Below are 11,966 nucleotides of genomic sequence, written 5' to 3' on the forward strand. Positions count from 1 at the left end.
TTTGGATGCCGAAGTCCTGCCAGCGGCCGTGCCCTGCGGCCCCAATGGAGAAGTACTCGTGTTCAAGAATCTTCGTCTCGGCGCCCGCCTGATGCTGGCCTTCACGGTCCTGGTGCTCATGGGTGCCCTGGTGGCGGCCTTCGGCATCTATGGCCTGCAGCGGCTCAATGGCGTCAACGGCACGCTGTACGACCAGGAGCTGCTCGGCATCTCGCACGTGAAGGAAGCCAACATCAACCTGATCTATGCCGCGCGGGCGCGCGGCCAGTTCTCGCTGGCCACCACCGATGCGGAACGGGCCGGCGCCCGCGCCACCTTCAAGGCGTCGGTGGACACCATGCAGGCGTGGCTGGAGAAGGCGCGCCCGCTGTTCACCACGGCCCAGGGCCAGCAGGAATTCGACCGGCTGGACGGCATGATCAAGCTCTACGTGCCGGCGGCCGAGGCCTTCATGGCGGCCAGCACCGGCAAGGCGCTGCTGGCGCCCGACGCCGAGCTGGCCAAGCTGGACCTGGCCACCAAGCAGGCCAACAAGCAGGTGGACGACCAGCTCACCGCCCTGACCAAGCTGAAGGAGGCGAACGGCGCCCGCACCGCGCAGGACGCAACGCAGCTGTACGAGACGGTCAGCCTGGTGATGGGCCTGCTGACGGTGGCCAGCGCACTGTGCGGCGCGGTGGTGGGCGCGCTCATCACCCGCGGCATCACGCGTGCACTGGGCGGCGAGCCGGCGGACGTGGCCCGCGTGGCGAATGCGGTGGCTTCCGGCGACCTCACCACCCGCATCGACACCTCGCGTGCCACCGACGGCAGCGTGGTCACGGCGATGGCCCACATGCAGCAATCGCTGATCCGCGTGGTGAGCCAGGTGCGCGCCAGCAGCGACAGCATCGCGACCGGCTCTTCGCAGATCGCCACCGGCAATGCCGACCTCAGCCAGCGCACCGAGGAACAGGCCAGCAACCTGCAGCAGACCGCGGCCTCGATGGAGCAGTTGACCGCCACCGTGAAGACCAATGCCGACACCGCCCAGCAGGCCACGCAACTGGCCACCGCGGCCACCGTGGCGGCAGGCCAGGGTGGCGAGGCGGTGAGCGCGGTCGTGCGCACGATGGAGGGCATCACCGCCTCCAGCCGCAAGATCGCGGACATCATCAGCGTGATCGACGGCATCGCTTTCCAGACCAACATCCTGGCCTTGAATGCCGCGGTGGAAGCCGCGCGGGCCGGCGAGCAGGGCCGCGGCTTCGCGGTGGTGGCTTCCGAGGTGCGCACGCTGGCCCAGCGTTCGGCCGGCGCGGCCAAGGAGATCAAGTCGCTGATCACCGAGAGCGTGGAGAAGGTGGAGGCAGGCAGCCAGCAGGTGGACGAGGCCGGCCGCACGATGGATGACATCGTGTCGCAGGTACGCCGTGTGAGCGACCTGATCGCCGACATCGGCAGCGCCACGCAGGAACAGACGCAAGGCATCGGCCAGATCGGTGATGCGGTCAGCCAGCTCGACCAGGTAACGCAGCAGAACGCCGCGCTGGTGGAGGAAAGCGCGGCCGCGGCCGACAGCCTGAGCCAGCAGGCGGCGCGCCTGGTGGAGGCGGTGGGCGTGTTCACGCTGCAGCCCGGCGAAGCCGCGCACGCTGCCGGCTGAAGCGCTGCCGGGGCGCAGCCACGCTGCACTGCAGCAGGGGCCCCTAAGATCCCGCCATGAACGAAGCAGCGCGCTCCTACTCGACGGTCGACGTCGCCAGGCGGCTGGGCGTCTCGTTGCAGACGGTGCAGCGCTGGGTCGATTCGGGCCGGCTGAAGGCCTGGAAGACACCCGGCGGCCACCGCCGCATCGACGGCCGCAGCGCCGAGCTGCTGTTCGAGCAGCATGAGCAGACGATGGGCGCTTCGGCGGCGGCGGCGGATGCCGCGGTCGGCATGCCGGCCCGCGCTGCCGCGCCCCGGCCGCTGCGGGTGGTGATCGTGGACGACGATCCGCTGGACCGGGAGCTGATCGCGATGCTGGTGCAGGTGGCGCTGCCCGGCGCGCAGCTGCAGGTGGCCGGCAACGGCTTCCAGGGCCTGGTCATGATCGCCCGCCATGCGCCCGACATCGTCATCACCGACGTGCACATGCCGCACATGGACGGCTTCGAGCTGATCCGCAACGTGCTGGCCGATGCGGCCACACGGCCCCGCCTCCTGGTCGCGGTGTCGGCCAAGTCGCCGAAGGAACTGGCGGAGTATGGGCAGTTGCCGACGGAGGTCACGCTCATCCACAAGCCGTTCGAGCGAGAGGCGTTCGTCGCCGCGCTGCGGCAGCGCTGATCTGCGCACCAACTTCGGGCACCTCGATTGCCGCGAGCCGGCATGTCTGCCAGTGAGAGTGCTCCTCCCCGCAAGCGCCGCCGGCGGAAGATCGCAGCAAGGCTGCGGCGCGCGCCGCCACGGCCAGTGACCGTTCATCAGGCGGCCGCCCGCGCTGCCGCGCTGGCGCAGGCGCGCGAGACGGCCAGGGCCCTGCAGGTCGAGAACCAGCGCATCCGGCAGGAGGTCCAGGCGCGCAACGTCTTCCTGGCCACGCTGTCGCATGAGCTGCGCGCGCCGCTGAACGCGGTGATCGGCTTTGCCGACCTGCTGGCGGCCGGCGTGGTGCCGGCGGACTCGCCTCGGCGCACCCATTACCTGGGTCACATCCGCGACCGCGGGCTGCAGTTGCTGCATCTGATCAACGACGTGCTCGACCTGTCGCGCGTGGAGGCGGGCGCCTGCGTGCTGGCGCCCGAGCGGGTGGACCTGCGGGCGCTGATTGCCGGCGTGGTGGACGTGCTGCACACCCGCATCGCACGCAAGCGCCTAGTGGTCTTGGTGGACGTGCCGCCCGGGCTGCCGCCGGTGGTGCTCGATGCACCGCGGCTGAAGCAGGCGCTGGCCGGTGTGTTGGACCATGCGCTGCAGGCGTCGCCCGTTGCAGGCCACGTCGAGGTCCGCGTGCGGCTGCAGGGCGGCGAGCGCTTCCAGCTGGCGGTGCAGGACAGCGGGCCCGCCATCGCGCCCGAACGATGGCCCGGCGTGTTCGAGGCGTTTGCCGAGGACAGCGCGGGCCACCGGGTCGAAGGTACCGGCCTGGGCCTGGCGCTGGCGCGGCGGCTGGTGCAGGCGCAGGGCGGCTCGGTGAGCGTGCACGGCGCGCCGGGGCGGGGCAGCATCTTGTCGATGGAACTGCCGCTCGTGCCGGCCGGCTACCGGATGGAGGACGATGCCGCGCACCACGCCGACGGGTCGCCGGCGCTCACCTCGCCAACGGACGACGCCGAAGCGCCGGAATGACCTGGCCGCGACAGCTCAGTCGGGCGGTGGCCGGCGTCTCCAGAAGCTGCGCAGCATCGCCAGGCCCACCGGCGCATGCGCAACGCTGAGGCTGTTGCGCAGCACCCAGTCCGCGGTGGCCAGGGCCAGCGGTTCCGAGCGGGCGGGCTGCGCCAGCGCCATCTGCCAGTCCGGGAAGGCCCGGGCGGCGATCGGCTCGTTCAGCATCTCCGTGACCCGGGTGTGCTGACGGCTGCCCCGGATGCGCGCATAGGTCTCGGCCATGGCAAGGGGCTCGCCTTCGAAGTACTGCATGAAGGTTCCCGCGCTGTAGATCAGTGCACCGGTCACGCCGCTTTCCAGGTTGAGGCGCCGAGCTTCCAGCAGGAGGGTCTCCAGCATGAAGTCCGTCATCGGTTGGACGCTGACGCTGGTGTAGACGATGGCTTGCAGCATGGAAGGCGACGGCATTGGCCAATGCAGCGCTCAGGTGCCCGGGCGCAGCTTGCGCAGTGCACTGGGCGTGTGGCCGAAACGGGCGCTGCAGACGCGGGAAAAGTGCGAGGCGTCGGAAAACCCGGCGCGCTGGCCGATCTCCTCCAGCGAGAGCCGGTCGAAGCCCGGCGCCTCCAGCATGCGGCGGGCGACGTCGGCACGTGCGTCGATGAGCAGGCGGCCGAAGGTCAGGGCGCCGGCGCTCAGCACACGGTGCAGCGTCCGCACGGACACGCCGACCTGCCGTGCGATGTCCAGGGCCTCCAGGGCAGGCTCGCTGCAACGCTCGCGGATCGCATCGACGATGCGTGCCTGGAGCTCGGGATAGGTGCGCGCAGGCGCCGAAGCCGCCGGGGCGACTTCGGTGGCCGCCAGCGACAGCAGGGCGCCGATCTGGTCTGCCAGCATCTGGTTGGACAGCGGCAGCGGCTTGTCCGCGAGCTGCGGCGCCAGCTGCGCCACGTACTGGGCCAGCAATCGGCCCCACGGGGCGCTGCCGTCCATGCGCTGGCACACAAGCTTGCGCGGCTCGGGCACCCAGGCTGCCAGCCACTCGAACGGGATCTTGACGTTGTGCGCCGTGCAGCCGCTGGGCCAGTGGGCCGACTGCTCGAACCGCGAATCGATCAGCACCAGGTCGCCGGCGGTCAGCAGCAGTTCCTCGCTGGGCCGGCGCAGCCGCCATGGGCCGTGGCCGATGACGAGGTGGTAACTCTGGTCGGTGCTGCGTGCGATGTCACGCACGGTGCGGAAGGCGTCCTGGCTTGAGCCGCCCATGTAGGCGACGGACAGGGGCCCCAGCTGGCGCACCGCCAGCTCGGAGTGGAAGTCCACCACCTCCCGGGACGACGTGGTGACATGGATGAACCGCTCACAGATGTTGCCCACGTAGGCGTCCAGCCGCTGGGATGGTGGCAGCTGGTCCGTCGACCACCTGAAGACCGGTTCGGTGCCTTGTTCCTTCTGCGCTTCCATCCCCGACCCCCTGCCCATCGCATGCGGCTATCCGCGTTTTCCCTGACTTTACCCAGCGTGCGTCCCGGCCTGCACAGGTGGCGCGCAGCGGCCAGTCGCTGGCACGCAGAAGCAAGGTTCTTGCGCGGTCGCCATCTAGCATTCCGATACACCCACTGCGCTGGTGCGAGGGCCGGCAGTTCAATGCGCATTCCCAGGAGTCGGACATGTCAACCACTGCAAGGCGACTCAGCGTAGGTGTGCTTCATGAGTCCGTCGTCATACAGCAAGGCCTGGCCGCCCTCGTCGGCCGCAGCGGCAACCTTCAGCTTGTCGCCACGGCCGGCATCGGCAGCCCGACCGTGGCGGCGGACCTGCTGCCGGCGCATGTGCTGCTCGCAAGCCACGGCTTTGCGCTCGAGCTGCTCGACGGCCCGGAAGGACCCCGGCATGCCGCCGTGATCGCGGTCGCGCCGCACTTCGGTGACGAAGCCGCGCGCGCCTTGATCCGCCGAGGCGCCCGCGGTCTGTTGCTTCTGTCCATGACGGCGGACGAGCTCGAGCAGGCGGTCCTGCGCGTGGGCGCAGGGCTGCGGCACATCACGCCGTCGGTGGCCGCGGTGATGGCAGAGCATCTTGGTGCTCCCGGGCTCACCTGCCGCGAGGTGGCCTTGCTCGAGCTGCTGTCATGCGGCATGACGAACAAGGCCATCGCCAGGACGCTGCAGATCTCGGACGGGACCGTGAAGACCCACGCACGCTCCATCTTCTCCAAGCTCGGCGCCAACAACCGGACCCAGGCCGTGGCCGTGGCCAGGAGGCGTGGCATCCTGAGGCACGGCGCGGACCTTCCCGCCGGCTGCCTGGAAGAAGCCCCGGCCGGACGGGCTGCAGCCAGCCGATCCGCAGGCAGCACGACCTTGGGCTTGCAGCTCGCCCGCTCCATGTCCGTGCCCGCTTAGTCGGGCGCGCGATCCCATCCGTCTTTTTCAACGTGGCTGACCAGCCACCATCCAAGGAGTGCCGCATGGCCAAGGTTCTAGTTCTCTACTATTCGTCTTACGGTCACGTCGAACAGCTGGCCCAGGCGGTCGCCGAAGGTGCGCTGGCTGGCGGTGCTTCCGTCGTGGACGTCAAGCGTGTCCCGGAGACCGTGCCGGAGCAGGTGGCCAAGGGTGCACATTTCAAGCTGGACCAGGCCGCCCCGGTGGCCACGGTGGCCGAGCTGGAGCAGTACGACGCCATCATCGTGGGCACGCCGACACGCTATGGCCGCATGGCGTCGCAGATGGCGGCATTCCTCGATCAGACGGGCGGCCTGTGGGCGCGCGGGGCGCTGAACGGCAAGGTCGGCGCTGCCTTCACGTCCACCGCCACCCAGCATGGCGGCCAGGAGCAGACGCTGTTCTCCGTCATCACCAACCTGCTGCACTTCGGCATGGTCATCGTGGGTCTGCCCTACAGCCACGCAGGCCAGATGAGCGTCACCGAGATCGTGGGCGGCTCTCCTTATGGGGCTTCGACGGTGGCGGCGGGCGACGGTTCGCGGCAGCCGACGCAGATCGACCTGGCCGGCGCCCGCCACCAGGGTGAGCTGGTCGGCAAGACCGCGGTCAAGCTGTTCGGCTGATCGTCCCGGCAGGCCGGCTTCGGCCTCACAGGTTCTGTGGCTTGAAGCGATGCCGGCAGTTGACGATCTTGCCGGCCACCATGAACTCGCCGCGGCCGAGGTAGTGCAGCGTTTCCGGATGCGCCGGCTCGGCCGCAACGCGCGCCCTCACGATTTCCCAGATGAAGAGGTTGTAGCTTCCCACCTTGCTGCCGTCATGCAACCTGCACTCGAAGTTGGCGTAGGCCTCGCCGATGAGCGGCACATCGACGTGTTCGGCATCCTCTGCCGTGAGGCCAAAGTGCTCGAACTTGTCGAAGTCCTTGCCGGTGGTGTTGCCGATGCCCACCACCTGGTCCAGCAAGGCACGGGTCGGCACGTTGATGACGCATTGCTTGCTCTTGCGGATCAGCTCGTGGCTGTGGTTGCCTGGCCAGATGTAGCACCCGAAGAGCGCCGGCGTGAAGCCCAGCATCATGTGCCAGCCCATCGTCATGATGTTGCGCTCACCCTTGTGCTGCGAGGTGACGAGGACGACCGGCCCCGGTTCGAGAATGCGCCGCACCTCACCGAGGTCGAAGTCGGTCTTTGTCGTGGGTTTCATGATGGCGTCTTGGCGAGGGTCACTTGCCCCACTCGGGCCCACCGTCGGTGCACGTCTGGCCGCCGTCGACGGCCAGGGTGATGCCGGTGATGAAGGCGGCCTCGTCGCTGGCCAGGTAGGCCACGGCAGAGGCGATCTCCTCGGGCTGGCCTGCGCGTCGCAGCGGAATGCGCTCCCAGGCCTTCTCCAGGAGGGCCTGGTCGTCCATGATCCCGTCCACCATCCCCGTGATGGTCAAGCCAGGGCAGACGGTGTTGGCGCGAACGCCGAAACGACCGTTGTCGCAGGCGATGGAGCGGGTCAGGTTGGCGACGCCCGCCTTGGCGGCGCAGTACGCGGCATGGCTCCAGCCTCCGCCGAGCGAGGACACCGAACCCACGTTCACGATGGAGCCCCGCGTCTTGCGCAGGTGCACCAGCGCCGCTCGGGCGATGTAGAAGATGCTGTCCAGGTCCGAGCCCATGCATTGACGCCAGCTCTCGTCGCTCGTGTCACTGACGGAGCCGACCAGGTTCATCCCGGCTGCATTCACCACCGTGTCCAGGCGGCCGAAGCGGGCAACGGCCTCTGCAACCAGTCGGTCGCATTGCTCCCGCGACGAGACGTCGGTGGCCACCGCCAGGACCTTGTCCTCGGGCATGCCCGCCACGGCGTCCTTGAGCCGCTTTTCGCTGCGGCCGGCCACCACGACGCTGGCGCCTTCGCTCAGGAATCTCTTGACGGTCGCCAGCCCGATGCCGGAGCCGCCGCCGGTGACGAGCACCACCTTGCCTTCGAATCGATTCATCTTGAAGCTCCCTTGTGCCTTTGTGTGCGCATGTTCATGCGGGGAAATCGGCGTCGATCGCGGACTGTTTCCACCGGAGGAATTCAGACCGCATGTCCTCCACCTTCTTCATGGCGGCGTCGTGCGCGTCCTTGCCCAACAGGAGGAACCGGGGCGGCGAGGCCGACTCCACCGCGTCGGCGATCACCTTCGCCGCGCGTGCAGGGTCGCCGGCCTGCTTGCCCACGGACTCGTGGTATGCACGCCTGGCGGCGCCGGCCGTCGGGTCGTAGTCCGCGATCGGCGACGGGGTCTCGTTCGAGGCGCCCGCCCACTCGGTGCGGAATGCGCTGGGCTCGATGGTCATCACATGGATGCCCAGCGGCGACAGTTCCGCACGCAGCGTGTCCGAGAGACCTTCGACCGCGAACTTCGAGGCGCAGTAGTGCCCCACCGCTGGAAAGCCGCAGAGGCCGCCGATGGAGGTGAGGTTCGCGATGACGCCGGAGCGCTGCTCGCGCATCAGGGGCAAGGTCGCACGGATCATGTTCGACGTGCCGAAGTAGTTCACGTCGAACAGGCGGTGCGCCTGTTCGGCAGGCGTTTCCTCCACGGCGGCGAAGTAGCCGATGCCGGCGTTGTTCACCAGCACGTCGAGTCGACCGAACCGCTCCTTCACCTGCCTGATGGCAGCGTCGCACTGCCCGGCCGAAGTGACGTCCAGCTGGACCAGCAGGGCTCCAGGATGTTCACCCAGGTCGGCGACTGCCTTGAGGTTCCTGGCCGTGACCACGACCTGACGACCTCGCTCGAGCAGGTGCTCGGCGATGTGACGGCCGAAGCCACTCGAGCAGCCTGTGATCAACCAGACCTTCTTGTCGTCATTCATGCATGCTCCTTTCCACGCACGTCAGTGCTCGATCGCTTGATGAAGGTGCGGATCTCGGGTGTCCCGCCGCAAAGCAGGGGCACCCGGTCCATGAAGGCCCTGACGTAGGGCGTGTCCATGTGGAAGTCGAAGGCGTCCGAAGAGGCCCAGTCCTCGACCACCACCCACTGCCTCGGGTCGTCTGCGTTCTGGAGAATCTCGTAGCGACGGCTGCCGGATTCCCTGCGACTCGGCTCGACGAGGGCCAGCAGGCAGTCGCCCAGCTCACCCTCCTTGCCTGCAACGGACTCGAAGAACGCAATCTTGGATACGGGATTCATACGGACGGTCCTTTCGATTGCAGACGGTGACCGATCACCAGGGTTGGTCGGTCGGCAGCACGAACAGCTCGGCCACGTCGACGTGGGCCGGCGCCTGCAGCGCGAACAGCACCGTGTCGGCGATGTTGTCGCTGCTGAGGAAGGACATCTGCTCGCGCAGGCCTTCCATCTGGTCACGGTAGCCCTGGTCGGTGATGTGGGTGAACAGCTCGGTGTCCACGGCGCCCGGCTGGATGCTGGTGACGCGGATGTGGTGCTTCTTGCCCACTTCCAGCCGCAGCGCTTCGGTGAAGGCGGAGACGGCGTGCTTGGTCGCGCAGTACACGGCCAGTCCCGGGAACACCTTGCGGCCGGCGATGGACGAGGTGTTGACGAAGTGGCCCGAGCCGCGCTTGATGAGATGCGGCAGCGTCGCGGCCGTGCTGTTCATCAGGCCCTTGACGTTGACGTCGACCATGCGATGCCATTCGTCGACCTTCAGCGAGGCCACGTCGGAGATGGGCATCAGGCCGGCGTTGTTGAAGACGATGTCCAGGCCGCCGTAGGCCTGCACCAGCTTCTCGACGCCTGCTTCCACGGACGCGCGGTCCACCACGTCCATCGGGATGGCGATGGCTTCGCCACCAGCGGTCTTGATCTGGTCGACCAGCTTGTTCAGCCGGTCGATGCGGCGGGCGGCCAGGCCGACCTTGGCGCCGGCAGCTGCCAGCTTCAGGGCGGTGGCGGCGCCGATGCCACTCGAAGCACCAGTGACCAGGGCAATCTTTCCATTGAGCGACATGACAGTTCCTTTCGGCAATTGGGTTGGAGGTCGTGCCAACTGCGAACGGGTTGCTGTATCGCAGCTGGCACGGTTCCCATGGTGCCGACGGACGTCTGCTCGGTCGCTCGTGGATTTGCTCTCGATATCGAGGTTTTGCTGCCGCTGTCCAGCTGGCTCAGCGCACGCTTCGATAGTCGCTCGGAAGTACGCCTACCTCCTTGCGGAACACCTGTGCGAAGTGGCTCGGGCTGGCGTATCCCACCTCCAGGCCCACTTCGACGATCGGCATCTCCGTCTCCCGCAACAGGCGGCGTGCCCGTTCCATGCGCAGCCTGGTGAGGTACTGCGACGGTGAGAAGCCCGTGCTCTTCTTGAAGCAGCGGGAGAAGTGCGAATCACTGAGCTGGACCTCACGCGCAAGCCGGCTGAGGTCGAGCTCCTGGTCCAGGCGCTCCTGCATCGCCTGCAGGACCCGGTGCATCTTGAATGCAGGCAGCCCGCCGTGGGGTGCGGCCGATGCCGGCGCTTCGCTCGCATAGGAGCGGACCAGGTGAACCGCCAGGCTGCTCGCCAGGCCCTGGACCAGCATGGAGCTCGGGGTCCTCCGGTCCACCAGCTCGTCGCGAAGAATGCCCAGCTGGTGGGTGATGACGGTGTCCGTGCCCCCGGAAATCTCTCGCAGCTGGACGTTCGCGGCTTCCGGTCCGTAGACGTCGATGACGGCCCGACGGATCAGCGGCAGGCCCAGGTAGACATGCATCACCCGAAACGGCTCATGCGTCAGCGTGCGCCAGCGGAGCTCACACGGCAGGGGCGATGTCTGGAGGAAGAAGTCGCCCTCCCTGACCTCATTGCCCATCCATTCGCCTTCCAGCGGTCGTTCCTCCACCAGGGCCGCCCCTGACACCACCCACACGATGAGTGGTTCCGGCACTGCGGGAATGAGCAGGCTGTCCTGCACGGGCCGGCGGGTGAACATCTGCACGAACAGGTCGCGCCATGGCGTGCCCTTGCTGGTGGCTATCAGTTCGCCCGGTACACGCTCATCGAGCGCCTCGGCGGTGCTGGTTGCGAAGTCCATGGCTTCTTGTACCCAAGTTTGCATCCATGGTGCACGCGGCGCGCCCGGCGCGGCGTCAGCGGGGACCTCGGCTTGGCCACCCATCCGGACTACGGCAAAGGTGGTAGCCACCGACACCCACGGGGTGCCGGCCGGACATGCTCATGGCCGCCGCAGCGCCACGTCCTTCGACGGAGGAAGGCCGAACAGCCGGCTGTACTCGCGGCTGAACTGCGATGCGCTCTCGTAGCCGACCGTGTAGCCAGCGCGCGAGACCTCGATGCCATCGCTCAGCAGCAGGCGCCGTGCTTCCTGCAGGCGCAGCTGCTTCTGGTACTGCAGCGGACTCATCGATGTCACCGCGCGGAAGTGGTGGTGCAGCGACGACGTGCTCATGCAGCACTCGCGCGCCAGGTCATCCACCTTCAGCGGCTCTGCAAAGTGGGTCTTCAGCCAGGTCACCGCACGCATCACGCGGCTGGCGTGACTGTCGGCCCTCGCGATCTGGGCCAGTCGCTCGCCCTGCTCGCTGCGCAGCAGCCGGTACACCAGCTCGCGGGCCGCCAGTGGCGCCAGCATGGCGGCGTCCTCCGGCGAATCGAGCAGCCGCATGATGCGGATGGCCGCGTCCAGCATCCCGTCGGTGACGTTGCTGAGGAACAGGCCGCGCGATGTCCGCGCCCTGGGCGCTGCCGGCGGGCCCAGCTGCAGCACGAGTTCCGACACCTCCGCGGGATCCAGGTCCAGCCGGAAGCACAGATACGGCTCATGGAAGCTGGCGTGCGTGACCTGCGCGCTGACTGGCAGATCGGTGGAGAAGACGAGGAACCTCGACGCGTCGTAGCTGTAGATCTCATCGCGCAGCATCACGCGCTTGGCACCCTGCGCGATGATGCAGACGGCGGGCTGGTGCAGCGCGTGCACAAGCTCTTCGCCGGGTGCGGACAGCTTGATGGCGGACAGCCGTGGAATGGACGTCGGGCAGATGCCATCCCGTGGCGCATGCCGCGCCACCAACCCGGCCAGCTCGTGGATGCGGCCGCCGTCGGGCGGAGCAGGGTGGGGTACTGCGGAAAGGCGAGGCGCCGCAACAGGTAAAGCAATGTCTTGGGTGGCCATGGCTTGAACGTTACCTCAGGGAAAGGCCTTCAGCGGCAATGACAGGGTGAGCCAGAAGGCTTGCCCGGCTCGGCAAGCCCCACGTTGACATGACGG

General features: G+C 68.0%; 14 protein-coding genes. 5 read left to right on the plus strand and 9 right to left on the minus strand.

Annotation, left to right across the window (positions count from 1 at the left end; genetic code table 11):
• Nucleotides 1-58: 58 nt before the first annotated feature.
• The 3 genes from VO99_RS14920 (at nucleotide 59) to VO99_RS14930 (ending at nucleotide 3,312) form a co-directional block, all read left to right on the plus strand.
• A complete protein-coding gene (locus VO99_RS14920; protein ID WP_157039577.1) occupies nucleotides 59-1,645 on the plus strand; it encodes a methyl-accepting chemotaxis protein in 1,587 nt (528 codons plus the stop codon).
• 56 nt (nucleotides 1,646-1,701) lie between these two features.
• Nucleotides 1,702-2,310: a response regulator gene (locus VO99_RS14925; protein WP_046113688.1), complete on the plus strand. Its 609-nt coding sequence runs from the start codon at nucleotides 1,702-1,704 to the stop codon at nucleotides 2,308-2,310.
• Between the two features lie 126 nt (nucleotides 2,311-2,436).
• Nucleotides 2,437-3,312 carry a sensor histidine kinase gene (locus VO99_RS14930; protein WP_052736348.1) on the plus strand — a complete coding sequence of 292 codons (876 nt, stop codon included), beginning with the start codon at nucleotides 2,437-2,439 and terminating at the stop codon, nucleotides 3,310-3,312.
• A gap of 15 nt (nucleotides 3,313-3,327) precedes the next feature.
• Here VO99_RS14930 and VO99_RS14935 read toward each other — a convergent pair whose 3' ends face one another.
• Together VO99_RS14935 and VO99_RS14940 are read right to left on the minus strand one after the other, a co-directional pair.
• Nucleotides 3,328-3,747 (minus strand): BLUF domain-containing protein, encoded by a 420-nt coding sequence (locus VO99_RS14935; RefSeq protein ID WP_198156953.1) that lies wholly within the window; start codon nucleotides 3,745-3,747, stop codon nucleotides 3,328-3,330.
• 30 nt (nucleotides 3,748-3,777) lie between these two features.
• On the minus strand, nucleotides 3,778-4,674 hold the full coding sequence (locus tag VO99_RS14940; RefSeq protein WP_198156954.1) for an AraC-like ligand-binding domain-containing protein: 897 nt from the start codon (nucleotides 4,672-4,674) through the stop codon (nucleotides 3,778-3,780).
• Between the two features lie 293 nt (nucleotides 4,675-4,967).
• On the opposite strand from VO99_RS14940, the gene VO99_RS28855 reads away from it, so the two are divergent.
• A complete protein-coding gene (locus VO99_RS28855; protein WP_083440616.1) occupies nucleotides 4,968-5,702 on the plus strand; it encodes a response regulator transcription factor in 735 nt (244 codons plus the stop codon).
• Between the two features lie 65 nt (nucleotides 5,703-5,767).
• Nucleotides 5,768-6,370: an NAD(P)H:quinone oxidoreductase gene (wrbA, locus tag VO99_RS14950; RefSeq protein ID WP_046113690.1), complete on the plus strand. Its 603-nt coding sequence runs from the start codon at nucleotides 5,768-5,770 to the stop codon at nucleotides 6,368-6,370.
• 25 nt (nucleotides 6,371-6,395) lie between these two features.
• Here the strand turns inward: wrbA and VO99_RS14955 are convergent, their stop codons facing one another.
• The 7 genes from VO99_RS14955 to VO99_RS14985 form a co-directional block, all read right to left on the minus strand.
• Nucleotides 6,396-6,914, minus strand: a complete 519-nt coding sequence (locus VO99_RS14955) for a flavin reductase family protein (RefSeq protein WP_310733658.1) — start codon at nucleotides 6,912-6,914, stop codon at nucleotides 6,396-6,398.
• Between the two features lie 58 nt (nucleotides 6,915-6,972).
• Entirely contained in the window at nucleotides 6,973-7,740 is a 768-nt protein-coding gene (gene budC / locus VO99_RS14960) for a meso-2,3-butanediol dehydrogenase (protein ID WP_046113692.1), read from the minus strand.
• Nucleotides 7,741-7,774: 34 nt separating this feature from the next.
• Nucleotides 7,775-8,608, minus strand: coding sequence for an oxidoreductase (locus VO99_RS14965; RefSeq protein ID WP_046113693.1), 834 nt, complete (start codon nucleotides 8,606-8,608; stop codon nucleotides 7,775-7,777).
• Nucleotides 8,605-8,928: a putative quinol monooxygenase gene (locus VO99_RS14970; protein WP_046113694.1), complete on the minus strand. Its 324-nt coding sequence runs from the start codon at nucleotides 8,926-8,928 to the stop codon at nucleotides 8,605-8,607. Before VO99_RS14970 ends, VO99_RS14965 begins: the two co-directional genes overlap by 4 nt.
• Nucleotides 8,929-8,962: 34 nt before the next feature.
• Nucleotides 8,963-9,709, minus strand: a complete 747-nt coding sequence (locus VO99_RS14975) for an SDR family oxidoreductase (protein WP_046113695.1) — start codon at nucleotides 9,707-9,709, stop codon at nucleotides 8,963-8,965.
• A gap of 157 nt (nucleotides 9,710-9,866) precedes the next feature.
• The gene (locus VO99_RS14980) at nucleotides 9,867-10,772 is read right to left on the minus strand and encodes an AraC family transcriptional regulator (RefSeq protein WP_046113696.1); all 906 of its coding nucleotides are present in this window, start codon (nucleotides 10,770-10,772) and stop codon (nucleotides 9,867-9,869) included.
• 141 nt (nucleotides 10,773-10,913) lie between these two features.
• Complete coding sequence (locus tag VO99_RS14985; protein ID WP_083440617.1) at nucleotides 10,914-11,870, minus strand: AraC family transcriptional regulator; 957 nt, start codon at nucleotides 11,868-11,870, stop codon at nucleotides 10,914-10,916.
• Between the last annotated feature and the right edge of the window lie 96 nt (nucleotides 11,871-11,966).

Source organism: Aquincola tertiaricarbonis (genome assembly GCF_000969605.1).
In the GTDB taxonomy this organism is placed as follows: domain Bacteria; phylum Pseudomonadota; class Gammaproteobacteria; order Burkholderiales; family Burkholderiaceae_C; genus Aquincola; species Aquincola tertiaricarbonis.

What these genes read in the sequence shown, in the direction of transcription:
- VO99_RS14925 (WP_046113688.1), top strand. Translation starts at nt 1,702, where the DNA reads ATGAACGAAGCAGCGCGCTCCTACTCGACGGTCGACGTCGCCAGGCGG.
- VO99_RS14935 (WP_198156953.1), bottom strand. Translation starts at nt 3,747, where the DNA reads ATGCTGCAAGCCATCGTCTACACCAGCGTCAGCGTCCAACCGATGACG.
- VO99_RS28855 (WP_083440616.1), top strand. Translation starts at nt 4,968, where the DNA reads ATGTCAACCACTGCAAGGCGACTCAGCGTAGGTGTGCTTCATGAGTCC.
- wrbA (WP_046113690.1), top strand. Translation starts at nt 5,768, where the DNA reads ATGGCCAAGGTTCTAGTTCTCTACTATTCGTCTTACGGTCACGTCGAA.
- budC (WP_046113692.1), bottom strand. Translation starts at nt 7,740, where the DNA reads ATGAATCGATTCGAAGGCAAGGTGGTGCTCGTCACCGGCGGCGGCTCC.
- VO99_RS14965 (WP_046113693.1), bottom strand. Translation starts at nt 8,608, where the DNA reads ATGAATGACGACAAGAAGGTCTGGTTGATCACAGGCTGCTCGAGTGGC.
- VO99_RS14970 (WP_046113694.1), bottom strand. Translation starts at nt 8,928, where the DNA reads ATGAATCCCGTATCCAAGATTGCGTTCTTCGAGTCCGTTGCAGGCAAG.
- VO99_RS14975 (WP_046113695.1), bottom strand. Translation starts at nt 9,709, where the DNA reads ATGTCGCTCAATGGAAAGATTGCCCTGGTCACTGGTGCTTCGAGTGGC.
- VO99_RS14980 (WP_046113696.1), bottom strand. Translation starts at nt 10,772, where the DNA reads ATGGACTTCGCAACCAGCACCGCCGAGGCGCTCGATGAGCGTGTACCG.
- VO99_RS14985 (WP_083440617.1), bottom strand. Translation starts at nt 11,870, where the DNA reads ATGGCCACCCAAGACATTGCTTTACCTGTTGCGGCGCCTCGCCTTTCC.